Raw genomic sequence first — 25,149 nt, 5'->3', positions numbered from 1 at the left:
TTGCGGCCGGAGCCGGCACATCTGCCAAGAAGCTTGTACCGGCTATTCGGCCCCGCACAGCAATTGTTAATAGTTACCTACATTCTACACTACTTTCAAACGATATCAAACGGATTTTACCCATTCTTCCACAAATTGAAGCGCACTTTCCAGTTTTTCAGGATCTTTTCCGCCCGCCTGTGCCATATCCGGACGGCCGCCGCCTCCTCCGCCGCAGCGTGCTGCCACCTCTTTAATGACTTTTCCGGCATGATAGCCTTTTTCGATATAGTCCTTTGTCACAGCTGCGATGAGATTTACTTTCCCTTCATTTACACTTCCAAGTACGACGACTGCTGAACCGAGCTTCTGCTTCAGGTCATCAGCCATATTGCGGAGGTTGTTCATATCCGCTGCCTGAACCTTTGCAGCCAGATAAGTGATCCCATTCTCTTCCTTCGCTTTTGAAACAAGGCTTCCAGCTTCAATATTGCCCAATTTGGCTGAAAGGGATTCATTTTCGCGCTGAAGCTGCCTCATTTCGCCGAGAAGTGAATCCACCCTGGAAGCCACATCCCGCGGGCTTGATTTCAGTAAAGCTGCAGCTTCAGACAGGATATTGACCTGTTCCTTAAGTAGCTTGTAGGCTGCTTCGCCAGTCGCTGCTTCAATCCTTCTTGTCCCGGCGCCTATTCCGCTTTCTGATACGATTTTGAACAATCCGATGGCCGACGTATTGCGGACATGGCATCCGCCGCAGAGCTCAAGGCTGTAATCGCCGACTTGGACCACCCTGACAATATCACCGTATTTCTCGCCGAATAATGCCATTGCCCCCATTGCCTTCGCTTCATCGATCCCTTTATTCTCTATGACGACATTCAGGCTGTTCCAGATCTTTTCATTGACGATTTGTTCGATTTTTTCCAGTTCATCTTCCTTCACTTGCCCAAAATGGGAGAAGTCAAAGCGAAGGCGGTCCGGACCTACAAGTGAGCCGGCCTGGTTTACATGTGTGCCAAGCACATCCTTAAGAGCCTGGTGCAGAAGATGGGTAGCAGTATGGTTCTTAATAACTTTGCTGCGGGAATCCGGGTCGACTTTCGCCGTGACGCCGGCTCCGGTCTCAAGGATGCCGCTTTCCACGACTGCACTGTGCAGGTTCTGGCCGTTTGGCGCTTTTTGGACATCTTTAATAATGACCTTTACCCCATCCCCTTCAAGTACGCCTTTATCGGCAATCTGCCCGCCGCTTTCTGCATAGAAAGGCGTCTGGTCAAGAATCAGCTGCACTTCTTCGCCTGCCCCGGCTGCATCGGCCACTTGCCCGTCCTTGATGATGACAGCGACGGCAGATTTTGTTTCAAGCCCCTCATAGCCGACGAACTGACTTTCAGTTTTGATATCGCCAAGCACACCTTCCTGGACCTTCATAGAGCCTACGTCCTGGCGCGCTGTACGCGCGCGTTCACGCTGGCCTTCCATTTCAGCTTCAAAGCCGTCCTGATCGATCTTCATGCCTTCTTCTTCGGCATATTCCTCTGTCAGTTCAACAGGGAAACCGTAAGTGTCATACAGGCGGAATACGTCCGTGCCCGGAATGATATTGCTGCCCTTTTCTTTTTCCTTCTTAATGACGGAGGAAAGAATGGAAAGGCCGTCATTCAAAGTCTCGTGGAAGCGCTCTTCTTCATTTTTAATGACCTTCTTAATGAATTCCGCCTTTTCATTCACTTGCGGGTAGAAGTCTTCCATGATTTCTCCAACAACATCCACCAGTTCAAACATGAAAGGGCGGTTGATATTGATCTGCTTTGCATAGCGGACTGCCCTGCGCAGAAGCCTGCGAAGTACATAGCCCCTGCCTTCATTAGATGGTAGAGCGCCGTCTCCGACTGCGAAAGCGACAGTTCTGATATGGTCGGCAATGACCTTGAAGGCAGTATCCTGTTCAGCGCTTTCTCCATACTTGCTTCCTGAAATCTTTTCAACTGCAGTGATGATCGGCATAAATAGGTCTGTATCAAAATTGGTTGCTACGTTTTGGACAATGGAAGCCATCCGCTCAAGTCCCATGCCTGTATCGATGTTCTTCTTCGGAAGCGGTGTGTAGGTGCCGTCCGGATTATGGTTGAACTCGGAGAATACCAGGTTCCAAACCTCCAGATAACGCTCGTTTTCCCCGCCAGGATACAGCTCAGGGTCGTTTTGATCATCCCCGTACTCTGGTCCCCTGTCATAGAAGATTTCGGTATTCGGGCCGCTTGGGCCTTCCCCGATATCCCAGAAGTTGCCCTCAAGACGGATGATCCTTTCTTCCGGCACTCCAATTTTATTCGTCCAGATGCTGAAGGCTTCTTCGTCTTCCGGATGGATGGTGACTGACAGCTTTTCTTTGTCAAATCCGATCCAGCGCTCATCCGTCAGGAACTCCCATGCCCAGTCGATTGCTTCTTCCTTGAAATAATCGCCGATCGAGAAGTTCCCCAGCATTTCAAAGAAAGTGTGGTGGCGCGCCGTTTTGCCGACATTCTCGATATCATTTGTCCGGATTGACTTTTGGGCGTTAGTGATCCTTGGGTTTTCCGGAATCACCCTGCCGTCAAAATACTTTTTCAAAGTCGCCACACCGCTGTTGATCCATAGCAATGATGGGTCATCATGGGGTACAAGAGGCGCACTCGGCTCTACAGAATGGCCCTTTTCCTTGAAAAATTCCAAAAACAGCCTGCGTATTTCTGAACCTGTAAGATTTCTCATTAGAATTTCCTCCTGATCTTAATTTTCCGCCATTGCTTTATATATGCAGAGCAGCGGGAAGTCTAAAAAACAACAAAAAAAGCCCTCATCCCTGGACAGGGACGAGAGCTTGCTCGCGGTACCACCCTGATTACGAAAGTAAACTTTCGTCTCTCAAGCTCCTTAACGCGGAGAACGGCAGGGATTAGCTGCACTCAGGATTAGCGTTCTGTTATTCTTCATCCGGAATCCTTTCAGCCTCGGGATTCCTCTCTGGTGCGCCCCTAAAAAAAGAGATGCCAGGATGGTCTATAACATACTCGATCCTTCTTCATGTTGTTCTTTTCTTCAATTATCGTATAGTCGCATTATACTGATATAAAAATTGATTTGTCAATCTGTTCTTTTCGGACAGCTTCATTTTCATCCTGCCGCCAGGCTATTCGGCTGCCGGTCTTGATGCAAAATGCCTTCTCGCATGGATAGCGCCTACTTTAAGGACGGCCAGTACCGGAACAGCCAATATAAGGCCGGCAACACCGGCAATTTCTCCTCCTGCCAGCAGGGAAAACATGATGAGGAGGGGATGCATATGCAGGCTCTTGCCTACAATCAGCGGAGACAGGATGTTTCCTTCCAGGAATTGAAGCACCATGACGATGACTGCAGCAAAAATGATCATTTTCACTGACATGGTAGAAGCAATCAATACAGCCGGCACCGCCCCGATGATCGGGCCGAAATATGGGATTACATTCGTCGCCCCGATGATTGCCCCTAATAGAAGCGGATATTTTATGCCGGCAATCCAGAAGAACAGGGAACTTAATGCACCGATGACTGCACATACAAGCAGCTGCCCCCGTATATAGCTGCCCAATGATTTGTCAGCATCCCGCAGGAACAGACTTCCGCTTTCCCTCCACTTTTTTGGCGTGAGATACCAGACGGCTTTCTTCATCAGGAGAAAGTCCTTCAGCATATAAAAGGATATAAACGGAATAATGATAAGAATCAAAGCAAAGTTCAGGATAGCCCCGGCAAATGCCATTGCCCTTGAGAGAAGCCTGTCAAGAGATGCTTCGAGCGACTGGATTCCTTCATCAATCCTCAGCTGCACAGGCTCAGGCCATTGGGACGTCTTTGCCTGAAGAAGAAGGAGCCACTCCCGGTACTGATCGGCCAGCTGCGGAGCATGCTCAGCCAGATCCCTGATCTGGGCTATAATGGCCGGAAGCCCCTTGTACAGCGAATAGCCTGCTCCCCCAAAAAACAGGGTATAAATGATAATCACTGCCAGCCCGCGGTGGAGGCCTGCTTCATGGAGCCGCTCAACTACCGGATGAAGAAGATATGTAATAAACGCTGCAGCTGCAAATGGAAAGATAATAATGAAAAGCGTCCTGATGATTGGAAGCCATAACGGCTGAAGCTTTAAAAATGTGAATAAGACAATGAAAAGCAGCAGAAGGAAACCAAGCCTGTAAAACCATTTCAACCGGATATCCATTTTTCCCACCTCTTTTGTAGTGTGAAGCAGGAAGCTTAAAATATGCAAAAAATCCCCCGGAATGGGGGATAGAATCATGAAAATGAACGGACAATCCTGTTCTGCAGTTTCTTCATCTGCCTTGAAGACATGATATCATTTTTTTGTATATAGTTTTGGGCTGCCATGCCGGCGCCGATGAGAAGAGCTGTTGTCATTAACCTGTTCATGCTGTCACCTCTTCATTTCATAGTATATAGCGGCGGTCATCTTCATCAAACAGATCATCCAGGGAGCTCAAGGTTCCGTCTTCCTCTACCTGATGGGTGCTGATGACTCCTTTTGACAAGGACAGCTCAATGAAGCAGCTCCAGCAGTAATATTGGTTGATGCCGATTTTCCCAATATCTTTGCTATGGCAGTTAGGGCATTTTAACATATGATGGACACCTCGCATTGTTTGGCAAGCCAGCCTGTTCAGAAAGAGCAAACGGCTATTTCTTAGCGTTAACAATGATGGCATCCTTTCCAAATGCAGGCGGTTCATCTGAATTGATTACCTTTTTTCCTTCGGTTATATCCGAAAAGAAGCCATCTGATAACTCATACCCTACAATGGTGCCCAATTCTTCCAGAAAATATACATCCTCCAGAAGGCCGAGCTGCTCCCCTTCACGGGAAATCATCATCTTACCGCAGATCCGATGCTGATTTTCAAAGGTATACCCGGAAAGGCGTTTGACCGGAGAAAGCCCGGAAGCTGTTTTGATCATGACTCCGCCGCTGCCAAAGCTTGCAATGGATGCAAAGGGAATCAGAAAATTTTTCTTCAGGAATGCGCCTTTGCGGAGGAGAAGGCCGGTGATGCTGCCTTCCGGAGAAATGCATATATCATGCACTTCACCGACTGAAGCCCCGTTCTCCATGTCAAAGACAGGCATCCCTTTCAGCAAGGAAAAAGTCCGCAAAGATCGTCCCACCTTCCCGAACATTATTATTGTCTGCCCCCGCCCTTGAATTATGAGGCAAAAAATTTACCTTAACTAACAGGAATAAAAGCGTAAGCGCCTTGATCACCTTAAGGAACGCAGACTAAGAACGCCACGCCCTGTGGCAACGTCTGCATGACCCCCATCCTGGGGGCCTCAAGACAAACCTCCCGGAAAGGCGTTCTTTGCCTTTTTGGGAGGTTTGCCTTGTGACCTCGGCGCAGCTGCTGGACGTGGATCAGGAATTGGAAATTTTCCACAAGTCTTTCAAATTGTAAAATCTTTAACAGAAAAAACCTGCCAGGCGATTGCGCCGGACAGGTTCATTCTCATTCTTTTTCAGCTCTTTCAATGAATTCATTTCTTTCTCCGCCATCTGAAAGCTCTTCAGAAAATTTCAGTTCGTCACTGTTTCCGATCAGCATGGATGATTTCATTTCTGCTGCGGGGAGATTATTGTTCGGAGCGCTTTCCTGATTCCATTTTCTCATTATTCTGCACCTCTATGACTGAAATAGTGATATCTTTCAGTCTGTTCAGGAATCTGCCGTATTATGCTTTCTCTTCCAAAAAGTCATAAGGGGTGATGGAGCCCATGCCAATCATTGGATCAGCATTCATGAGCTTTACCTCGTATGGAACGTCTTCGCCCTCTTCGCCTGCTTCCTCCTGTTCACCCTGTTCAGAAGCTTCCCCCAGTGCATCCTGAAGCCGTTTTGTCAGCGACGTCAGCCTTGCCTGTTCATCCGCCCTCTGTACCCCTGATCTCAAGGCTGATTCTTCACCGCAGAGAATGAGAAACTGCCTGCTTCTCGTAATAGCTGTATAGATCAGGTTTCTTCTGAGCATGCGGTAATAGCTCCGGACGATCGGCATAATGACAATCGGAAACTCGCTTCCCTGTGATTTATGGACAGAGCAGCAGTAAGCAAGCGTAATCTGGCTGAGGTCCTGTCTCGTATAGGTTGCCTCGTTTCCATCAAAAGAAACAACGATCATATCCTGCTTTTCGGTGTTTTCCTTCGCATAAAAAACTGATACAATTTCGCCCATGTCGCCGTTAAATACGTTATTCTCCGGCTGGTTGACCAGCTGAAGGACCTTATCGCCCACCCTGTATTTCACATCGCCGAACGAAAGCTCCTTCCTGTTGCCATCAGGGTTGGGGTTTAAAATTTCCTGCAGGATCTTATTCAGGTTATCAATTCCTGCCGGCCCCCTGTACATGGGCGCGAGAACCTGAATGTCTTTGGACCTGTAGCCTTTTTTCCTGGCATTCAGGACTACCTTTTCAACCACATCGGCAATTTGGGCAGGGCTGCACTTAAGGAATGATCTGTCGGCCTGCTGAACCGCGATATCATCAGGAAGACCGCCTTTCTTGATTTCATGCGCCAGCTCAATGATGGACGAGCCTTCTGCCTGCCGGTAAATATCTGTCAGCCTGACAGTGGGCACTTTTTCTGAAAGAAGGAGATCCTTCAGCACCTGGCCGGGTCCTACTGACGGCAGCTGGTCTTCATCTCCTACCAGGATGACCTGGATGTTTTCCGGCAAAGCCTTGAACAGCTTGTTCGCCAGCCATATGTCTACCATGGAGGTTTCATCGACAATAAGGATTTTCCCTTCCAGTGGATTGTCTTCATGGTGATCAAAGCCCTCAGTTCCATTCCAGCCGAGCAGCCTGTGGATCGTTACAGCAGGCAGGCCGGTTGATTCGGACATCCTCTTGGCTGCCCTTCCTGTCGGGGCGGCCAGGAGAAACGGGAAAGGCTCTTCCTTTTTATAATCCTTTGGTTCCAGTGAGCAGCCATGCAGCTCAGCATACAGCTCGACTATGCCTTTAATGACTGTCGTCTTTCCCGTTCCCGGTCCTCCTGTCAGAATAAGCATCGGGCTCATCAGGGCAGTCTGGATCGCCTCCTTTTGCGAAGGGGCGTACTGCACGCCTATCCGGTCCTCAAGGCTGCCAAGAGCAAGCAGAAACTCCGACTCAGGGAATTGTTCATCATACTCCGTCTGCTGCAGCAGCCGCTTGATGCTCGTTACAAGCCCCTTTTCAGCAAAGTAAAGAGAAGGAAGATAAATCTGCTTATCTTCTGCCATGATCTTGCCTTCTTCTTCGAGCTTGATGACTTCCTGCGATATGGAGCTGTATTCAATCTGATCGCGTTTATTTTCTTCAAGAAGGGCCCTCGCTTTTTCCAGGAGGGTGCGGGCGTGCACATAAACATTTCCGTTCTGCATGCTTTCTGTTTCCAGGATATACAGGCATGCCGCCTTGATGCGGTCGGGATGGCTCCCTGAAATGCCAAGCTGGTAGCCAAGCTCATCCGCCCTGCCGAAACCGATGCCTTCAATATCCTCAACCAGCTTGTATGGATTGGTCTGCAGAAGCTGGACGGTCTCATCCTTGTACATCTGGTAAATTTTCATGCTCAGCTGGGGGCCGAAGCCATACTGATTCAGTGCAATCATTGCCTGTTCCAGACCCTGATGCTCCATGAGTGTGTCATAAAGGAGCTTTGCCTTTTCAGAAGGGAGTTTCGGGATCTCGTCAAGGAGGGAGGGCTGGTTGAGGATTCTGGAAATCGCATTCTCCCCAAGTTTATCTACGATAGATTCAGCCGTCTTTTTTCCGATGCCTTTAAAGAGCTCGCCGGAAAGATAACTGACTACGCCCTGCTCGGTCTGGGGGATATCCTTCCGGAAATGATTCGCCAGGAATTGAAGCCCGAATTTCGGATGCTCCTTGAATTCCCCGTAGAAAATATACGATTCATGATCATGCACCTTTGGAAAATAGCCTGTGATGACTGCTTCCTTGTCTTCATATTCATGATTGGTCTCTTCCACCCGGATCCTGAGAACCGTATATAAATTTGATTCATTATGAAAAATGGTCACAAGATGCTTCCCTTTGATGAACTTGCCCTGTTCGGCAAACAGATCAAGAGAATCCTGCTTCTCCATATTTATTCCCCCTTCCTTAAAGCAGGCTGATTTTTCGGTTTATCAGCTTTTTTCAATCAATTTTTTTCCATATCCTGCAAGCATGTGATCCGGCTGGATTTCCAGTGCTTTATCGAACATAGAAAGCGCCTTTTCAGCTTCTTCCTTGAATCCATAGGCTACCCCGAGATTGTAGTAACCGTCAGCATGATCAGGGTCAATTTCCACACAGCGGCTGAACTGGACGATTGCCTCGTCAATTAATTCCTGCTGGGCAAGGCATAGTCCGTACTGGAAGTGTGCTTCAGCATCTTCCCCATTCAATTCAGTGCTTCTTTGCAGGTACGGCAGAGCCAGCCTGGCCTGATCCAGCTGCATCAGTGTGAGTCCCAGCATGAAATAGTTATCGGCTGATTCGAGCCCCTTTCTCATTGCCTGTTCAAACATGTTTTTAGCAGAGTCCAGCTGATCTGCTTCAAAATAAAGATTGCCTGCGCTGTAATAGGCAGCAGCGGCATTTTCATCAATTTCAATGGCCTTTTCATAGAATTTAAGGGCTTGTTCGTTTTCCCCTGCTGCGGCGAGAACATTGCCTAAATTAATATAAGAAACAGGATCAGCAGCATTTTCACTGATAGCCTCCATGAAGACCTTGGCCGCTTCCTCCCATTTCCCTTCCCTCATAAGCTCAATTCCATGCTGATTTTTGTCCATATAAACCACTCTCCATCTATGTAATGCAAGGAGGCACGCACTAAAGGCGTCCACCCTGTCCTTTAAAAAGCAAAACTGCACCTTAAAGGTGTCTGCAGAAATTATATCATAATGAGGCGGCTGATTTCCGCTTGGCCAAAGCACCATTACGATCCTTCATTCCAAAAGAAAGCCCCGATTCCAGCTGGACCGGGGCACTGCTTAGCCGACATATGTCAGCATTTGTTCATTGTTGTATACGCGGTCAATCGTGCCGCCTCCAAGGCAGACTTCGCCATCATAAAATACGACAGCCTGGCCTGGTGTAACAGCTCTGATAGGCGAATGGAAAGTTACCTTAGCCTGTCCATTCTCAAGCAGTGTGACCGTTACTTTATTGTCCGGCTGGCGGTATCTGAATTTTGCCGTGCACTCAAAGGTTTCGCCTGGCGCTTTTGAAACCCAGCTGACCTTGTCAGCAATGATTGAATCTGAGTAGAGCTTTTCATTGTCGAAGCCCTGCCCAACGTATAAAACATTGCGCTTCAGATCCTTCCCGATCACAAACCAGGGATCACCCGCACCGCCGATGCCCAGTCCATGGCGCTGGCCGATGGTATAGTACATCAAGCCATCATGCTTGCCGACCGTTTCGCCTTCCATCGTTTCCATGCTTCCAGGCTGGGCAGGCAGATAGTTGCCAAGGAACTCTTTAAAATTGCGTTCGCCAATAAAGCAAATGCCTGTACTGTCCTTTTTGGCAGCTGTGGCAAGTCCGGCCTTCTTGGCAATTTCCCTGACCTCGGATTTCTCGATGCTGCCGATCGGGAACATGACCTTGGAAAGCTGCTCTTCAGTGAGCTGGTTCAAGAAGTAAGTCTGGTCTTTATTTTCATCAAGTCCGCGCAGCATCTTCACGCCATTTTCCCCATGCTCCACCCTCGCATAATGCCCTGTTGCGAGATAATCGGCGCCAAGGCTCAGTGCGTGCTCAAGAAACGCTTTGAATTTGATTTCCTTGTTGCACATCACATCAGGATTTGGCGTGCGGCCTGCTTTATATTCATCAAGAAAATACGTAAATACTTTATCCCAATACTGTTTTTCAAAATTGACAGCATAATAAGGGATGCCAATCTGGTTGCAGACCCTGATGACATCTTCATAGTCTTCTGTTGCGGTACAAACTCCGTTCTCGTCCGTATCATCCCAGTTTTTCATAAAAATGCCGATAACATCATACCCCTGCTCTTTAAGAAGCAGGGCGGCCACTGATGAATCGACACCTCCTGACATTCCGACGACTACCCGGGTATCCTTAGGAGATTTTGCCATCTTCCTCACCTCTCTTGTGTTTCGGCTTTTATCGTAAAGGCAGAGAAGTTTTTTCTCCCCTTTTGCTATTGCCAATAAACAGATAGCTTATTTCCTAAGCCTCTGGATGATTTTTGCCGTTTCTTCCCCGGCTTTTGCAATCTGCTCCACGGAATTTGTAAATCCGAAGCTGAAGCGGATTGAATTGGCCAGCCTGCCGGAATTCTTTCCAAACATGGCTACCAGGACATGCGACGGATCGATCGATCCGGCTGTGCAGGCTGAGCCGCTTGAAGCGGCAATCCCTGCCAGATCGAGATTGACGAGCATGCTTTCGACATTGGTTCCGGGAAAGCTTAAGTTTAAAACATGGGGGAGCGTGTTATCAAGTAATCCGTTCGGGCAGAATTCCACACCGGCTTCCTCAAGCTTTGACATGAAGACCCGCTTGAATTCACGGTATTTCCGGACGCTTTCCTCCCTGTTTTCGGAGACAATTGCAGCAGCTTCCTGAAAACCGGCTATGGAAGCAACATTCTCAGTGCCTGCACGGCGCTTCCTTTCCTGCTCTCCTCCATACATCCTTGGTGAAAAAAGCTTTGCATCCTTGTTTTTGTAAAGGAAGCCGATTCCTTTTGGCCCATTGATTTTGTGTGCTGATACTGAAAGGAAGTCCACATTCAGTTCACTTACATCCAGTTTTTCCAGCCCGTATGCCTGGACAGCATCGGTATGGAAATAGGCAGGATGATCCTTGAGGAGTGCACCAATTGCCTTGATCGGCTGGATGGTCCCAACCTCGTTATTCCCGTACATGATCGTCACAAGGATCGTGTCATCCCTCAGCGCTTTCCGGACATCTTCCACTTTTATAATCCCGGTTTCATCTACAGGGAGATAGGTGACTTCAAAGCCCTGCTGTTCAAGCTGCCTGCAGGTATGGAGGACAGCATGATGCTCAATTTCCGTTGTGATGATATGCCCTCCGTCCGGTCTGCCTGCAGCAGTTCCAAGGATCGCCAGGTTATCAGCTTCCGTGCCCCCGCTCGTAAAGATAATATCAGCTGCATGTGCGCCGATGCTCCTGGCAAGTGATTCCCTTGCTTCATCGACAATATTCCGTGCACTTCTTCCATAATAATGGATACTCGACGGGTTCCCGAAATCTGACTGCATTACTTCAAGCATCCGCTCAATGACGCGCGGATGCATGGGAGAGGTTGCAGCATGATCAATATAAATTCTATCCAATCCATTCACCTTCTAATTGAATTCCTTTTATACAGCTATGCCCAGCTGTGTGTTTTTTAAAATCATGGCCCGCTGGCAAAAAGCTGGTGCCGGGACTAGATATAAAACATATAAGCATCAGATTCGCCGCTGTCTGTATGGTTTGCCAGATCCTCAAGCGTCGTGCTGTCGAGTACTTCCTTGACAGCATCCCTGATCCTCATCCACAGCTCTCTTTTCGCAGGCTCTTCGTCTTCAATGCCTTCGACGGGGCTGATCGGCCCTTCAAGTACTCTGATGATATCGCCTGAAGTGATATCGGCTGGCTCATGGCCCAGCACATATCCGCCATAGGCACCGCGAATGCTTCTGACGAGTCCGGCGTTGCGAAGCGGAGCAATCAGCTGCTCCAGATAGTGCTCCGAAAGGTCATTTGTCTGGGCGATTGATTTCAAGGAGATCGGCCCTTCTCCGTGTTTTTTAGCCAATTCAATCATAATAGTTAAGCCATAGCGGCCTTTAGTCGAAATCTTCATGAACTTGCACCTCGATCTTGTTCTTTTAATGAAGGAGCGCCAATGCCTCCCTTTTTGCTGCGCAGCTTTTCAAGCCATTTATCTGTAAGTGTCTGGCATTGCGGCAGGGCAAGCCCAACCAGCGGCCCGATGACAAGCGTATACAGAATTGTCGCCCAAAAAATCGGTCCGCCGAGCAGCCAGCCTGCAGCCAGGACCAGCAGCTCCATAGCACCGCGGACATCGCGGATCTTCCAGCCTGTCTTGGCTGCCAGGGCAATCATCAGGCTGTCGCGCGGCCCTGCCCCGAATTGGGCGGAGATATAAAGCCCCATTCCATAAGCATTAATGATGATGCCGGCGCCAAGCATAACCATTTTGCCAGCCAGGCTGCCAGGAGTCTGCATGAAAGGCAGCATCATATAGAAATCAATGAACACTCCGATCAAAAGCATATTCAGGAATGCCCCGAACTGGGGGATCTCCCCTGAAAGCAAGGCAGCAGCCGTCAGAATGACCAGCCCCACAATGATTGACCAGCTTCCGATCGTCAGGCCAGCCTGATAGAAAAGGCCGACATGGAGGACATCCCAGGGTGTTGCCCCAAGCTCCGCCTTAATAAGGAGCACGATGCCAAGGGCCATAATGAGAAGGCCTGAAAAAAACACTGCAAAACGGGGCCCTGTCTGCCCTTTTCTATTTCTTATCATTGGTTTCTTCTGCTCCCTGTGCCAGAATGGCATTTTATATTAAATTTTACCAAAATGCTTAGTAATTATATAGACTTTTGACATTATAGCATATTTTCCTGTCTTCATGCAGAAAGCTCCCGCCCGTCTGCATCCGGCAGGAGCTTTCCTTTTTCCTTTAGAATCTCATTTGCGGTACACTAATAATAAGAATCGGATCGGGAAACCACTCATCCGCTATCAACTAAATTGGCTGGAGAGATGCATAATGAATACCAAGCCGCTTGCCTTCCGCATGAGGCCTAAATCAATTGAAGAGATCATCGGCCAGGAGCACCTGGTCGGCGAAGGGAAAATCATATACAGAATGGTGAAGGCAAGGCAGCTTTCTTCCATGATCCTGTACGGGCCGCCGGGAATCGGTAAGACTTCGATAGCAAGCGCCATTGCCGGCAGCACACAATTTGCCTTCCGGACTTTGAATGCTGTAACCAACAATAAAAAAGATATGGAGATTGTGGCTGCTGAAGCGAAGATGTCCGGTAAAGTCATTCTCCTCCTTGATGAGGTTCACCGCCTCGATAAAGCCAAGCAGGATTTTCTCCTTCCTTACCTGGAGAATGGGATGATCGTGCTGATCGGCGCCACAACAAGCAATCCTTACCATGCGATCAATCCCGCAATAAGGAGCCGCTGCCAAATCTTTGAGCTTAAGCCGCTTTCTGAAGAGGATATCAAGAAAAGTCTGCTCAGAGCCCTCCAGGACAAAGAAAACGGCTTTGGACATGAAAAAGTCGAAATAGACGAAGATGCCTTGTCACATCTCGCTTCTTCTTCAAACGGGGACGTCCGCAGCTCCCTGAATGCCCTTGAGCTGGCTGTCCTGTCAACAGAAAAAGACGAAAATGGAGTCATCAGCATTTCTCTCGGAACTGCCGAAGAATGCCTGCAGCGAAAAAGCTTCACCCATGACAAGGACGGGGATGCCCACTATGATGTGCTGTCAGGATTCCAGAAAAGCATACGAGGCAGCGATGTGAACGCCGCCCTTCATTATCTGGGACGGCTGATCGAAGCCGGGGATCTTGTGAGCATCAGCAGACGGCTGCTTGTCATTGCCTATGAAGATATCGGGCTTGCCAGCCCGCAAGCTGGCGCACGGACGCTCGCTGCCATTGAAACCGCGGAGAGGATCGGTTTTCCAGAGGCGCGCATCCCCCTTGCCAACGCTGTCATAGAATTGTGTTTATCTCCGAAATCGAACTCAGCTTATTCTGCCCTTGATGCCGCACTTGCCGATATCCGTGCAGGAAAAAGCGGCGAAGTGCCGCAGCATCTGAAGGATGCCCATTACAAAGGGGCAAAAGAGCTTGGAAGAGGAATCGACTATAAATATCCGCATGATTATCCTGGAGGCTGGGTGAAGCAGCAGTACCTTCCCGATAAAATAAAAAATAAAACTTATTATGAACCTAAAACGACCGGGAAATTTGAGCAGGCCCTCGCCGCTATTTATGAAAAACTCAATAAAAGCAAATGAAAGACTTACCACACAAAGAAGGCTGTCCACACTCGGGGACAGCGCTTTTGTTGAATAAGATCATTTGTGCAGGTGACGATAAAGGAAAAAAGGAAAAGGAGGACGGAGCATGACAGCCAAAAATAAAAAGTGGACTGGCGACGAAGACCGGCTCCTGATGGAAGCAATGGAAGAAGGAACGAACCAGGGTCGAACGAAACAGGCCTGCTATGAGGATGCCGCCCAAAAGCTTGCAAGAACGGCTACTGCCTGCAGGGCAAGATATAACAGTCTGCTGAAATATCAGGACGCTCCTTCTGTAAAGCAGGATGATCGTGAAGATTCTGCTCCTGGAGATACCCTGGACCTCAGCAAGAGAATAGCATTCCTTCAAAAGCTGCAGTCCCTGATTCCGCTCATAAATGAACAAAAAGAACTGCAGGAAGAGTCGGCCAAACTCGCAGAAAGAAAAAAGCTCCTGGAAAAGGAATTAGAAGACAAACATCTTAAATCTCAGGAATGCGTTCAGAAATATGAGGAAATGTTCCGGATACTGAAGGAAGCAGGGATCATGGCTGCGGAAGCCGGCGTTGGGGTTAAAGTGATTCATTGAATAATGCCTAATCAAATGGAATGGATTGCAGATCTTTTCATTGCCGAATAAAGTTATCAAACCCTGTTGATTGGAGTGCAAGGCACGTAGACTCCTGCGGGAAATAGCGGAAGAGTTGAGACCCCGCAGGAGCACAGCGAAGAGGAGGCTCAACTCCGCCCCGCGGAAAGCGAAGTGCCTGGAACGCAAATCAACAGCCCCCTCTAAAAAGGAGAATTTATTCTCAAATGCTCTCTCAACATTATACTTCATTTGCTAATGCCTCCAACTGAAGAACCAAAAGACTGAGATCATGACTTATTTGTATGCACTAAAAGACTTTAATTTAGGATCTTAGCACTGCCAAATGAAGTTAAAAACCCTGTTGATTGGAGTGCAAGGCACGTAGACTCCTGCGGGAAATAGCGGAAGAGTTGAGACCCCATAGGAGCACAGCGAAGAGGAGGCTCAACTCCGCCCCGCGGAAAGCGAAGTGCCTGGAACGCAAATCAACAGCCCCCTTCAAAGTGGAAGGTTTCGTCTTGAACCCATATAAAAGAGCACCACAGTAACTGCAGTGCTCTTCAACAAGGCTTCCTTATTTATCATTAACCCTAACAATCTTAATATCCTTCAGCAGATCCCTCACCACATAGCTTGCCATGACCAGTCCGGCTACAGAAGGAACAAATGCGTTCGAAGAAGGAGGCATTTTCGCTTTGCGGATTTTGGCATCATCCTTGCCCACTTCCTTCCTTACCTCCTCACGGATCACAATCGGGCTTTCATCCGAAAATACAACCGGAATTCCCTTGCGGATTCCTTCCTTGCGCAGGCGGGTGCGGATCACCTTGGCAATCGGATCGGTATGCGTCTTGAAGATATCGGCAATCTGGAACCTGGTGGGATCCATTTTATTGGCTGCCCCCATGCTCGAAATCATCGGGATATCCCTTTTCAGGCACTCCTTGATCAGGTGTATCTTATAAGAAATCGTGTCACTGGCATCTACTACATAATCAAGCCCGTAAGCAAAAATCTCCTCATACGTTTCTTCTGTATAAAACATCTTTAAGGCAATCACTTCACAGTCAGGATTGATATCCTTGATGCGTTCCTTCATTAAATCCGCCTTCGGTTTCCCTACAGTCGAAACTAAAGCAATGATCTGGCGGTTAACATTGGTGATATCAACATCATCCTTATCAATCAGGATGAGCTTGCCGACTCCTGAGCGGGCCAATGCTTCAGCAGCAAATGAGCCGACGCCTCCAATCCCAAGGACTGCCACTGTGCTGTTTTTCATCGTTTCAAGGCCTTCCTGGCCAATTGCAAGTTCATTTCGTGAAAATTGATGCAGCATATATCTCAACTCCATTAAATTTATTTGCCAGTATCAGGGACTTTTTTAGCGGATATGGCCCCTTATCTCTTATGTATCTATTACCCGATAATGAATATATCATACTTCTTTATAAAAACAAGTATTTCTATAGGAATTAGGGGCAGTGAACAATAAAAAAACCATGCCAGCCAGCATGGTTTACCATTCGTATGTAGGAAGAGTCCCAATTGTGCCGTCGCCTTGGATGCCTTCGTTTTGAACCCGCACTCAGCAGGTGGGTGCCCTATTCCTGCTTTTGTAAGTCCCCTAAGCCAGAGGCATTTACGCCGCAAGGAAATCCGGGCTCCCGAAGGAATAATGTTAGGTCAAAATGTCAGGTGAAACAACGAACACATTAGGACTCTTCTGTTATTGATAGTATAGTATCATATCCCGCCTGCCAGCATCAAGGAATAAGGGATAGGTAATTACTCACTTTTTTTCAGCTTAAGCTGCAGATGAAGATCGTTCAGCTGGGCCTCGCTTACTTCGCCAGGCGCATTGGTCAAGAGACAGCTTGCACTTGCCGTTTTCGGGAAAGCGATCGTATCCCTTAGGTTCGTGCTTCCGGCAAGCAGCATCACAAGGCGGTCGAGGCCAAGCGCGATGCCGCCGTGCGGAGGGGTGCCATATTCAAACGCTTCAAGCAGGAATCCGAATTGCTCCCTTGCCTCCTCCTTGCTGAATCCAAGGACAGAGAACATTTTTTCCTGGATCTCGCGTTCAAAGATACGCAATGAGCCTCCGCCGAGCTCATATCCATTCAGCACAAGGTCATAAGCCTGGGCCTTTATCTTTGAAGGATCTGTATCAAGGTATTCCAGATCTTCGCGGTTTGGCATTGTAAATGGATGGTGGGCAGCATAATAGCGGCCTTCTTCTTCGTCAAATTCAAGCAGCGGCCATTCTGTCACCCACAGGAAGTTAAAGAGGGTCTGGTCAATAAGCCCAAGCTCTTTGCCAAGCTTCAGGCGCAGGGCTCCAAGGGCGTCAGCGACGACGCTTTTCTTATCGGCCACAAACAGGAGCAGGTCTCCTGTCTCGACTCCCAGCAGTTCTTTGATAGCTGCCTGCTCTTCCTCTGCAACAAATTTCGCGATAGGACCCTTAAGGCCTTCTTCTTCTGCTTTCAGCCAAGCCAGACCCTTAGCTCCGTATCTTGAAGCAAATTCGGTCAGCGCATCGATGTCCTTGCGGCTGTATTTGGAGGCAGCCTTTTTCACATTGATCGCTTTGACTTCCCCGCCGGAAGAAATCGCGCCTGCAAATACTTTGAAGCCTGAATTGCTTAGTGTTTCAGAGAGGTTGACAAGCTCCATTGCAAAACGGGTGTCCGGCTTGTCAGAGCCATAGCGGTCCATTGCTTCCTGGTAGGTCATGCGCTGGATCGGCAGTGTAATATCAATGCCCTTTACCTCTTTCATGACCTTCGTCATCATCTGCTCTGTCATGGAAATGATGTCTTCCTGGCTCATGAAGCTTGTTTCAATATCGATCTGCGTGAATTCCGGCTGGCGGTCTGCACGAAGATCCTCATCCCGGAAGCAGCGGGCTATCTGATAGTATCTTTCGATTCCGCCGACCATCAAAAGCTGCTTAAAGATTTGGGGCGACTGCGGCAAAGCATAAAACTCGCCTGGATGGACCCTGCTAGGAACAAGATAATCGCGGGCGCCTTCAGGCGTGCTCTTCGTCAGGATAGGCGTTTCAATATCAAGGAAGCCTTCACTGTCCAGGTAATCGCGGATTGCCTTTGTCACCTGGTGGCGCATCTTGAAGGTTTCGAACATGACCGGGCGCCTGAAATCGAGATAGCGGTATTTCAATCGCACATCTTCTGAGACATCTGTCTGGTCAGCGATCACGAACGGAGGTGTCTTCGCTTCATTGATGATTGTTACTGCTTCTGCACTGACTTCAATTTTACCTGTGGGCAGGTTTTCGTTAATTGTGCCAGGTTCCCTGGCAACAACCTTTCCTTCCACACTCAGAACATATTCATTTCTGATTTTTTCAGCTGAAGCGAGAGCCTCAGGTGAAGTTTCAGGATTGAACACGACCTGGACCAGCCCTGTGCGGTCTCTTAAATCAATGAAAATCAATCCGCCCAGATCACGGCGCTTCTGAACCCAGCCTTTAAGTGTAACCTTTTCACCAATGCTTTTTTCTGTTACTTCTCCGCAGAAATATGTTCTCCCAAACATACATTAACCCCCTATAAGTTCTTTTAATTGGTCTATGAATGAATCCAGGCTGACTTCGGTCTGATCACCGGTTTCCATGGACTTTACATTGATCTTGCCTGCTTTCAATTCATCTTCCCCAAGGACAGCTACATATTTTGCGTTCATGCGGTCAGCTGCCTTGAATTGTGTTTTGATCTTTCTGTCCAGATAATCCCTTTCTGCGGAAAAACCGGCCATGCGCAGCTTATGCAGGAGGCCGACGGAATAATCCTTCGCCTCTTCCCCAAGCGCCACGAGATAGCAGTCGATTCCTTCATTAACGGGAAGCTTGATATCTTCTGCCTCCAGAGCTGACAGAAAGCGCTCAATGCTGAATGCAAAGCCGATGCCTGGAGCTTCCGGGCCGCCGATTTCCTCAGTCAGGCCGTTATAGCGCCCTCCGCCGCAAAGGGTCGTTATTGCCCCGAAGCCTTCAGCATCACTCATGATTTCGAAGGCAGTGTGATTATAATAATCCAGGCCGCGCACGAGGTTGGGATCGACCGTAAAGTCGATGGAAACATCCGCCAGGTACTGCTGCACTTTATTAAAGTAATTACTTGAACCTTCATTAAGATAATCCAGAATGGAAGGGGCCGTCTGCATCAATTCATGCTCCCTGTCCTTTTTGCAGTCCAGGATCCTCATCGGATTTTTTTCCAGCCTGTTTTGGCAGTCAGAACAGAATTCCCCGATCCTCGGCTTGAAATGAGCAATAAGGGCCTCGCGGTGGCTGTTCCTGCTTTCTTTATCGCCAAGGCTGTTGATAACCAGTTTTAGCTTCTTCAGTCCCAGTTCTTTGTAGATGCTCATAGCCAGGGCAATTACTTCTGCATCAATGGCAGGATCCGAGCTCCCAAGCGCCTCGACCCCGAATTGGACAAATTGCCTGAAGCGGCCTGCCTGAGGGCGTTCATAACGGAACATCGGACCTGTATAATAAAGCTTTACAGGCTGATTGGCATAGCCATGCATTTTATTTTCTACAAATGACCTTACAGTTGGTGCAGTGCCTTCAGGTCTCAGTGTCAGGCTGCGCCCGCCTCGGTCCTCAAAGGTATACATTTCTTTTTGCACAATGTCCGTTGTATCTCCGACCCCTCTCAGGAAGAGCTCGGTATGCTCAAATATCGGCGTCCTGATTTCCTGGTACTGAAACCTGCTGCACAGCTCCCTCGCTTTCTCTTCAATATACTGCCATTTTTCCGATTCTCCAGGAAGGATATCCTGCGTACCCCTCGGTATATTCATTGCCATATCCTGTTTCCTCCTAGCATTCCTATGTATACTAACAGGGCACACCGGGGACATGCGGAGCTTTCTAAATGCAAAAAACTCCCGTCCCTTGTATTCCCATACAAGGGACGGGAGTTAGATCCCGTGGTGCCACCCTAATTGAAGGCATAACCATCATGCACTTCCACTTTTACAGTTAACGCCTGTCAACGTTCAGCCCCTACTAAAACGGTCTGCTTTTTCAGGGAGAATCCTACGGAGTGTTCATTCATTAAGCTGCCATGCAGAAATGCTTTCAGCCCAGGGCATTTCCTCTCTTTTCACACATTTCTCAACTACTGTTCTCCATCATCAGTGTTCAATATGAATAGTGATTTTATTTATCTAATCATAAAGACCATTTCAGCCCTTGTCAAGGGGTAAAAGAGCCTTTCCGGAAGGCCCGGTCTCCCGGAAAGGCTGCACCCGCTCTAGGAACGCTCAAGCTTCCTCTTCAGCTTCCTGACATCCCCTATGCTGAGACCGAATTCCGAAGCAAGTTCATACATGCCGGAACCCTGCTCCTTCTGGATGAAATCGTGGAAGTCCACACCAAACAGCTGATTTCCGTTTTCATGGGCATGCATGCCCTTTTCTCCAAATCTCATCAGACCACCCTACCCGAAAAGTTTTTTATTCTTTCAGTATGCCTTGAAAGCCCGGGGAACATTCCCTTATCAGCTAATTAATTTTCCTTTTCAGGCAATGGCTAAAATTGGACTGCAAAATTCCGATATTAACAGCAGGGGTTTTATGTTCTAAAATAGAACTTATATTTATACACTCCAAGATTTCGCAAAAGGAGGGGACTTTTTGTTAAAAAGCAGCAAAATACTACTGTTTCTATGCTTCATCCTTTTAGCAGGAGGAGTATGGAGGCCATCAGAAAGCACTGCCGCATCCGGCGGAACAGCACTGATTGCTGACAGCGGAGTGAATATCCGCAGCGGCCCGGGGCTCAGCTATCCGATTGTCAAACAGGCCGGCAAAGGGGACCGGTATCCGATCCTGAAAGAAAGCGGGGACTGGCTGCAGCTCAGCCTTTCCGGGGGATCCAAAGGATGGGTTGCAGGATGGCTGGCAGTGAAGGAAACTGGCAAGACAAACGCTGCCCCTGTATCTTCCGGCGGGACAGTCACAGCCGATGGATTGCGGGTCAGGTCTAATCCCGGAACAGATGCCACTGTCATAGCTGTCCTGAATAAAGGGCAAAAGGCCGGCATTGTTGAAAAAGAGGGAAATTGGGTCAAGATCACCGGCTCATTCGGAAATGGCTGGGTTTCCGCAGATTTTATTGCGGAGGGAAGCAGCAAAGCCGATGCGGCTGCTGAAGGAACGGTCACAGGCGATTCAGTGAATGTCAGGAGCGCTCCGGGAACACAGGGTACGGTCCTGGGGAAGCTTCAAAGCGGTGACAGAGTCAGCATGGTATCCAATAACGGGAGCTGGACGGAAATTATCTTCCGCGGCAGTCACGCATGGGTGAGCAGCGAGTTCATTTCTTCTTCCAAAAGCTTAAACCCGAAGCCAAGTACCGGCAGCAGCGCGAAAGCTTCAGGAGGATTGACCGGAACGGTTACTGCCCAGACCCTTAACCTCAGAGATTCAAGTTCGTTAAATGGGAAAGTTCTCGGATCGGTGTCAAAAGGCGAAACCTATTCAATTATTGAAGAAAAGAACAACTGGGCAAAAATTGAGTACAAGCCCGGTTCTTATGGCTGGATAGCAGCATGGTATCTCGATAAGTCCGAGATTTCCTCTGCAAACGGCAGCAAACCGGCAAAAGGCAGCACCATCACCATACTACATAACGGAACAAATATCAGGAAAGACGCCAGCACTGGAAGCTCTGTGCTCCAATTGGCAAACGCAGGGGAATCCTTCGAGGTGCTCGGCCGTGAGAATGACTGGTACAAAATCAGCCTGGATGGGAAGGCAGGCTATGTGGCCGGATGGATCGTTTCCTTGAGCGGAAGCTCGCCCCAGATTGAAAAGCCGGGGGCAGAGCTTCACCTGCAGGGGAAAACCATCGTCCTTGACCCCGGACACGGCGGCCGCGACAATGGCACAACCGGAGCGCGGGGCACCCAGGAAAAATCCGTCACCATCAAAACAGCCCAGCTTCTGTACAGCAAGCTGAAGGCTGCGGGTGCCAATGTAATCTTAACAAGATCCACTGACACCTATATCCCGCTCAGCTCGAGGGTCGGCACAGCATCATACCATAATGCCGATGCTTTCATCAGCCTGCATTATGACAGCATAAATGACAAAAGTGTCCGCGGAATGACGGTTTACTATTATCATGGATTCCAAAAGCCTCTCGCCGAGAGCGTCCACAGCTCCCTGGCCGCCCAGACGAAGCTGAAGGACCGCGGTGTGCGGGCCGGCGACTATTTTGTCATCAGAGAAAATAATAAAAATGCCATTCTCCTTGAATTAGGCTATCTGAGCAACCCGGCAGAAGAAATGCTCGTTACCTCCCCGCAGTATCAGGAGGCAGCTGCAGCCGGCATTTATCAGGGCCTTGCCCGGTATTTTAAAAGATATTAATGCGATAGAGAGATCCTTCAAATTGAAGGTCTCTCTATTTTTTCAAAAAAAAAACAGCCTTCTCAGACTGTCATTTGCTTTCTATTATCAGTGTGACCGGGCCGTCATTCACAAGGCTGACGTCCATCATGCTGCCAAACTGCCCTGTTTCTGTTTTGATGCCCTTTTCCCTGAGAAGCCCATTGAACGCCTCATAGATTTGAAGGGCATGGTCAGGCCTGGCTGCTTCCATGAAGTTAGGCCTTCTCCCTTTACGGCAGTCGCCGTATAGAGTGAACTGGGACACAGAAAGGATTTCTCCCCCCACATCCAGCAAAGAGTGGTTCATCTTGCCTTCTTCATCTTCAAATACGCGGAGATTGGCAATTTTTTCAGCCAGATATTCAGCATCTTTTACCTCATCCTCATGGGTGACACCCACAAGCAAAACAAATCCGCGGGAAATGCTGCCTACAGTCTTTCCTTCTACAGTCACACTCGCTTCTTTGCTTCGCTGAACAACTACTCGCATTTCGTATTCCCCTTAGTTCATGATACGTCTGACAGAATAGATATCAGGAATCTGCTTGATGCGGTCCACAACCTTCTGCAGATGGCTTACATTTGTAATGCTGATTGACATATTAATAGTAGCCATTTTATTGCGGTCCGATTTGCCTGAAACTGCAGATATATTTGTTTTGGTTTCATTAACGGCCTGCAGCACTTCGTTCAGGAGGCCGCGGCGGTCATAACCGTTGATTTCAATCTCAACATTATATTCTTTTTTATCATTGAGGCCTGTTTCCCATTCAACAGGGATGAGCCTTGCTTTGGCATCGGCAGTATCTATATTGGTACAGTCTGAACGGTGGACAGATACACCTCTGCCCTTAGTGATGAAGCCGACAATTTCATCTCCCGGCACAGGATTGCAGCAGCGGGAAAGACGGATCAAAAGGTTATCAATCCCTGAAACCCTTACACCTGATTCCCGTTTCTTGACGGACGGGAAGGATTTCAATTCTGAAACGGCATTGGAAATATCGTTTACCTGCTCCATATCGCGCTTTTTCCGCCATTTTTCGGTCAGCCGGTTTGCGACCTGGAGAGCAGTTACGCCATTATAGCCGACAGCGGCATACATATCCTCTTCACTGGCAAAATTGAATTTTTCAGCCACTCTTCGGACATTCTCGGCAGTCAGGATTTCCTTGATGTCAAAATCCATATTGCGGATTTCTTTTTCAACCATCTCTTTGCCTTTTTCGAAGTTTTCGTCCTTCTGCTGCTTTTTGAAAAATTGGCGGATTTTATTTTTCGCCTGGGTCGTCTGGGCAAGCTTCAGCCAATCCTTGCTCGGCCCATAGGAATGCTTGGACGTGAGGATTTCAAGAATATCCCCGGTCTTCAATTTATAATCCAGAGTGACCATTTTTCCGTTAACCTTTGCACCGATTGTTTTATTGCCGATCTCTGAGTGAATCCGATAGGCAAAATCAATCGGGACAGACCCTGATGGCAGCTCGATGACGTCTCCCTTTGGTGTGAATACAAACACCATATCAGAGAAAAGGTCAATTTTCAGCGATTCCATGAATTCCTCTGCATTCACGGCATCATCTTGAAACTCGAGGATTTCCCTGAACCATGTCAGCTTTTCTTCAAAGGAAGAGCCTTCATTGACAGTTTTGCCTTCTTTATATGCCCAGTGGGCCGCAATCCCGAACTCTGCGATCTGATGCATTTCGGTTGTGCGGATCTGCACCTCAAGCGGGTCGCCCTTTGGACCGATGACCGTTGTATGCAGAGACTGGTACATATTCGCCTTTGGCATGGCAATATAATCCTTGAACCGCCCAGGCATAGGCTTCCAGCAAGTATGGATGATGCCCAGGACAGCATAGCAGTCTTTGATGCTGTTAACGACAATACGGACGGCAAGCAGATCATAGATTTCATTGAACTGCTTATTCTGAAGCGCCATTTTCCTGTAGATGCTGTATATATGCTTCGGCCGGCCGGAAAGATCGGCTCTGATGGACACTTCATCCATCTTGCCTTTCATTTCTCCGATGACTTCCTCCAGATAGAGCTCTCGCTCGGCACGCTTTTTCTTCATCAAGTTGACAATCCGGTAATACTGCTGCGGATTGAGGTAGCGGAGCGCCGTATCCTCAAGCTCCCACTTGATTTTCGAGATACCGAGGCGGTGGGCGAGCGGCGCAAAGATTTCGAGCGTCTCATTCGATATCCGGCGCTGCTTTTCAGCAGGAAGGTGCTTCAGCGTCCTCATATTGTGGAGCCTGTCAGCAAGCTTGATCAGGATGACCCGAATATCCTGGGCCATGGCGACAAACATTTTCCGATGGTTTTCGGCCTGCTGCTCTTCCTGTGATTTGTACTTGATTTTCCCCAGTTTTGTCACGCCATCGACTAGCATCGCAACTTCCGGATTAAAGGCTTCTGAAATATCAGCCAATGTGACTTCCGTATCTTCTACAACGTCATGGAGAAAACCGGCAGCAACTGTCGATGGGTCCATTTCAAGATCGGCCAGGATCCCTGCCACCTGTATTGGATGGATGATGTATGGCTCCCCGGATTTCCTATATTGTTCGCGATGGGCATGTTTCGCAAATTCATAGGCCTTCCGTACGACTCCGGCATGCTCCTCATTTAAATATTCTTTTGTCCTCTCGATGACTTGATCGGCGGTCAAAACCTGGTCGTTCGCCATAGAATCACCTTTATCTATATAAAGTTTAATAAGAATCCAAGCTTGCCCGGATTCTCCCTAAAATCTCCGTTTACAACCATTCCATTAATGATAGAACAGAAAAAAGAATGATTGTTACTATTATCGAAAAAAAAACCATGGATGTAAAGGGATTGGAAGTTATTTTTATATGGAATTGAAGATTTTTGTCGAAAAAGCTCTTTTTTTGCGGGATTTTACTCTATATATCGTAGAAAACTTTGCAGAAAAGGAAAAGCGGGGCACTATACAGTGCCCCGCTTCTTTCAACAAAA

General features: G+C 48.3%; 21 protein-coding genes, 1 other RNA gene and 1 other annotated feature. Of the genes, 3 read left to right on the top strand and 19 right to left on the bottom strand.

Features of this window, described 5'->3' with window-relative positions; genetic code table 11:
* Positions 1 to 105 precede the first annotated feature (105 nt).
* From alaS to ACQCVH_RS01715, 12 genes are all read right to left on the bottom strand, one after another.
* Positions 106 to 2,739, bottom strand: coding sequence for an alanine--tRNA ligase (gene alaS, locus ACQCVH_RS01770; protein ID WP_426834187.1), 2,634 nt, complete (start codon positions 2,737 to 2,739; stop codon positions 106 to 108).
* Between the two features lie 418 nt (positions 2,740 to 3,157).
* Positions 3,158 to 4,228, bottom strand: a complete 1,071-nt coding sequence (locus ACQCVH_RS01765; protein ID WP_426834186.1) for an AI-2E family transporter — start codon at positions 4,226 to 4,228, stop codon at positions 3,158 to 3,160.
* A gap of 74 nt (positions 4,229 to 4,302) precedes the next feature.
* Positions 4,303 to 4,437, bottom strand: coding sequence for a YrzQ family protein (locus ACQCVH_RS01760; RefSeq protein WP_022544219.1), 135 nt, complete (start codon positions 4,435 to 4,437; stop codon positions 4,303 to 4,305).
* A 17-nt stretch (positions 4,438 to 4,454) separates the two neighbouring features.
* Positions 4,455 to 4,646, bottom strand: a complete 192-nt coding sequence (locus ACQCVH_RS01755) for a hypothetical protein (RefSeq protein ID WP_426834185.1) — start codon at positions 4,644 to 4,646, stop codon at positions 4,455 to 4,457.
* A gap of 55 nt (positions 4,647 to 4,701) precedes the next feature.
* Complete coding sequence (locus tag ACQCVH_RS01750) at positions 4,702 to 5,175, bottom strand: PRC-barrel domain-containing protein (RefSeq protein WP_426834184.1); 474 nt, start codon at positions 5,173 to 5,175, stop codon at positions 4,702 to 4,704.
* A gap of 350 nt (positions 5,176 to 5,525) precedes the next feature.
* On the bottom strand, positions 5,526 to 5,687 hold the full coding sequence (locus tag ACQCVH_RS01745) for a hypothetical protein (RefSeq protein ID WP_426834183.1): 162 nt from the start codon (positions 5,685 to 5,687) through the stop codon (positions 5,526 to 5,528).
* 61 nt (positions 5,688 to 5,748) lie between these two features.
* Positions 5,749 to 8,169, bottom strand: coding sequence for an SF1B family DNA helicase RecD2 (gene recD2 / locus ACQCVH_RS01740; protein ID WP_426834182.1), 2,421 nt, complete (start codon positions 8,167 to 8,169; stop codon positions 5,749 to 5,751).
* Between the two features lie 42 nt (positions 8,170 to 8,211).
* Complete coding sequence (locus tag ACQCVH_RS01735; RefSeq protein WP_426834181.1) at positions 8,212 to 8,862, bottom strand: tetratricopeptide repeat protein; 651 nt, start codon at positions 8,860 to 8,862, stop codon at positions 8,212 to 8,214.
* Positions 8,863 to 9,063: 201 nt separating this feature from the next.
* Positions 9,064 to 10,176 (bottom strand): tRNA 2-thiouridine(34) synthase MnmA, encoded by a 1,113-nt coding sequence (gene mnmA, locus ACQCVH_RS01730; protein ID WP_426834180.1) that lies wholly within the window; start codon positions 10,174 to 10,176, stop codon positions 9,064 to 9,066.
* 87 nt (positions 10,177 to 10,263) lie between these two features.
* Positions 10,264 to 11,406 carry a cysteine desulfurase family protein gene (locus ACQCVH_RS01725; RefSeq protein WP_426834179.1) on the bottom strand — a complete coding sequence of 381 codons (1,143 nt, stop codon included), beginning with the start codon at positions 11,404 to 11,406 and terminating at the stop codon, positions 10,264 to 10,266.
* Positions 11,407 to 11,501: 95 nt separating this feature from the next.
* Positions 11,502 to 11,921 (bottom strand): cysteine metabolism transcriptional regulator CymR, encoded by a 420-nt coding sequence (gene cymR, locus ACQCVH_RS01720; protein ID WP_009796213.1) that lies wholly within the window; start codon positions 11,919 to 11,921, stop codon positions 11,502 to 11,504.
* Positions 11,918 to 12,610: a YczE/YyaS/YitT family protein gene (locus tag ACQCVH_RS01715; protein WP_426834178.1), complete on the bottom strand. Its 693-nt coding sequence runs from the start codon at positions 12,608 to 12,610 to the stop codon at positions 11,918 to 11,920. Before ACQCVH_RS01715 ends, cymR begins: the two co-directional genes overlap by 4 nt.
* 247 nt (positions 12,611 to 12,857) lie before the next feature.
* Between ACQCVH_RS01715 and ACQCVH_RS01710 the strand changes: the two genes are divergently transcribed.
* Both ACQCVH_RS01710 and ACQCVH_RS01705 read left to right on the top strand, forming a co-directional pair.
* Complete coding sequence (locus ACQCVH_RS01710) at positions 12,858 to 14,129, top strand: replication-associated recombination protein A (protein ID WP_426834177.1); 1,272 nt, start codon at positions 12,858 to 12,860, stop codon at positions 14,127 to 14,129.
* A gap of 109 nt (positions 14,130 to 14,238) precedes the next feature.
* Positions 14,239 to 14,721, top strand: a complete 483-nt coding sequence (locus ACQCVH_RS01705) for a hypothetical protein (protein WP_426834176.1) — start codon at positions 14,239 to 14,241, stop codon at positions 14,719 to 14,721.
* A gap of 577 nt (positions 14,722 to 15,298) precedes the next feature.
* Here the strand turns inward: ACQCVH_RS01705 and ACQCVH_RS01700 are convergent.
* The 5 genes from ACQCVH_RS01700 to ACQCVH_RS01680 all read right to left on the bottom strand — a co-directional run bounded on the left by ACQCVH_RS01700 (position 15,299) and on the right by ACQCVH_RS01680 (position 20,192).
* Entirely contained in the window at positions 15,299 to 16,063 is a 765-nt protein-coding gene (locus tag ACQCVH_RS01700) for a tRNA threonylcarbamoyladenosine dehydratase (protein ID WP_009796209.1), read from the bottom strand.
* 198 nt (positions 16,064 to 16,261) lie between these two features.
* A non-coding RNA gene (gene ssrS / locus ACQCVH_RS01695) (6S RNA) lies at positions 16,262 to 16,449 on the bottom strand.
* A 63-nt stretch (positions 16,450 to 16,512) separates the two neighbouring features.
* Positions 16,513 to 18,288: an aspartate--tRNA ligase gene (aspS, locus tag ACQCVH_RS01690; RefSeq protein WP_426834175.1), complete on the bottom strand. Its 1,776-nt coding sequence runs from the start codon at positions 18,286 to 18,288 to the stop codon at positions 16,513 to 16,515.
* 3 nt (positions 18,289 to 18,291) lie between these two features.
* On the bottom strand, positions 18,292 to 19,566 hold the full coding sequence (gene hisS, locus ACQCVH_RS01685) for a histidine--tRNA ligase (protein ID WP_426834174.1): 1,275 nt from the start codon (positions 19,564 to 19,566) through the stop codon (positions 18,292 to 18,294).
* A gap of 100 nt (positions 19,567 to 19,666) precedes the next feature.
* Positions 19,667 to 19,906 (bottom strand) — a binding site (T-box leader).
* Between the two features lie 109 nt (positions 19,907 to 20,015).
* Positions 20,016 to 20,192, bottom strand: coding sequence for a hypothetical protein (locus ACQCVH_RS01680; RefSeq protein WP_165352527.1), 177 nt, complete (start codon positions 20,190 to 20,192; stop codon positions 20,016 to 20,018).
* A gap of 205 nt (positions 20,193 to 20,397) precedes the next feature.
* On the opposite strand from ACQCVH_RS01680, the gene ACQCVH_RS01675 reads away from it, so the two are divergent.
* Complete coding sequence (locus ACQCVH_RS01675; RefSeq protein ID WP_426834173.1) at positions 20,398 to 22,137, top strand: N-acetylmuramoyl-L-alanine amidase family protein; 1,740 nt, start codon at positions 20,398 to 20,400, stop codon at positions 22,135 to 22,137.
* Between the two features lie 70 nt (positions 22,138 to 22,207).
* On the opposite strand, the gene dtd is transcribed toward ACQCVH_RS01675, so the two are convergent.
* Complete coding sequence (dtd, locus tag ACQCVH_RS01670) at positions 22,208 to 22,648, bottom strand: D-aminoacyl-tRNA deacylase (protein WP_426834172.1); 441 nt, start codon at positions 22,646 to 22,648, stop codon at positions 22,208 to 22,210.
* Between the two features lie 12 nt (positions 22,649 to 22,660).
* Positions 22,661 to 24,856, bottom strand: coding sequence for a RelA/SpoT family protein (locus ACQCVH_RS01665; protein WP_426834171.1), 2,196 nt, complete (start codon positions 24,854 to 24,856; stop codon positions 22,661 to 22,663).
* Positions 24,857 to 25,149: the final 293 nt, after the last annotated feature.

The sequence above is a fragment of the Bacillus infantis genome (genome assembly GCF_050107595.1).
Lineage (GTDB): Bacteria > Bacillota > Bacilli > Bacillales > Cytobacillaceae > Bacillus_AB > Bacillus_AB infantis_C.
The sequence above is the reverse complement of the archived record's forward strand: the minus strand, read 5'-3'. Positions and strand labels throughout refer to the sequence as shown.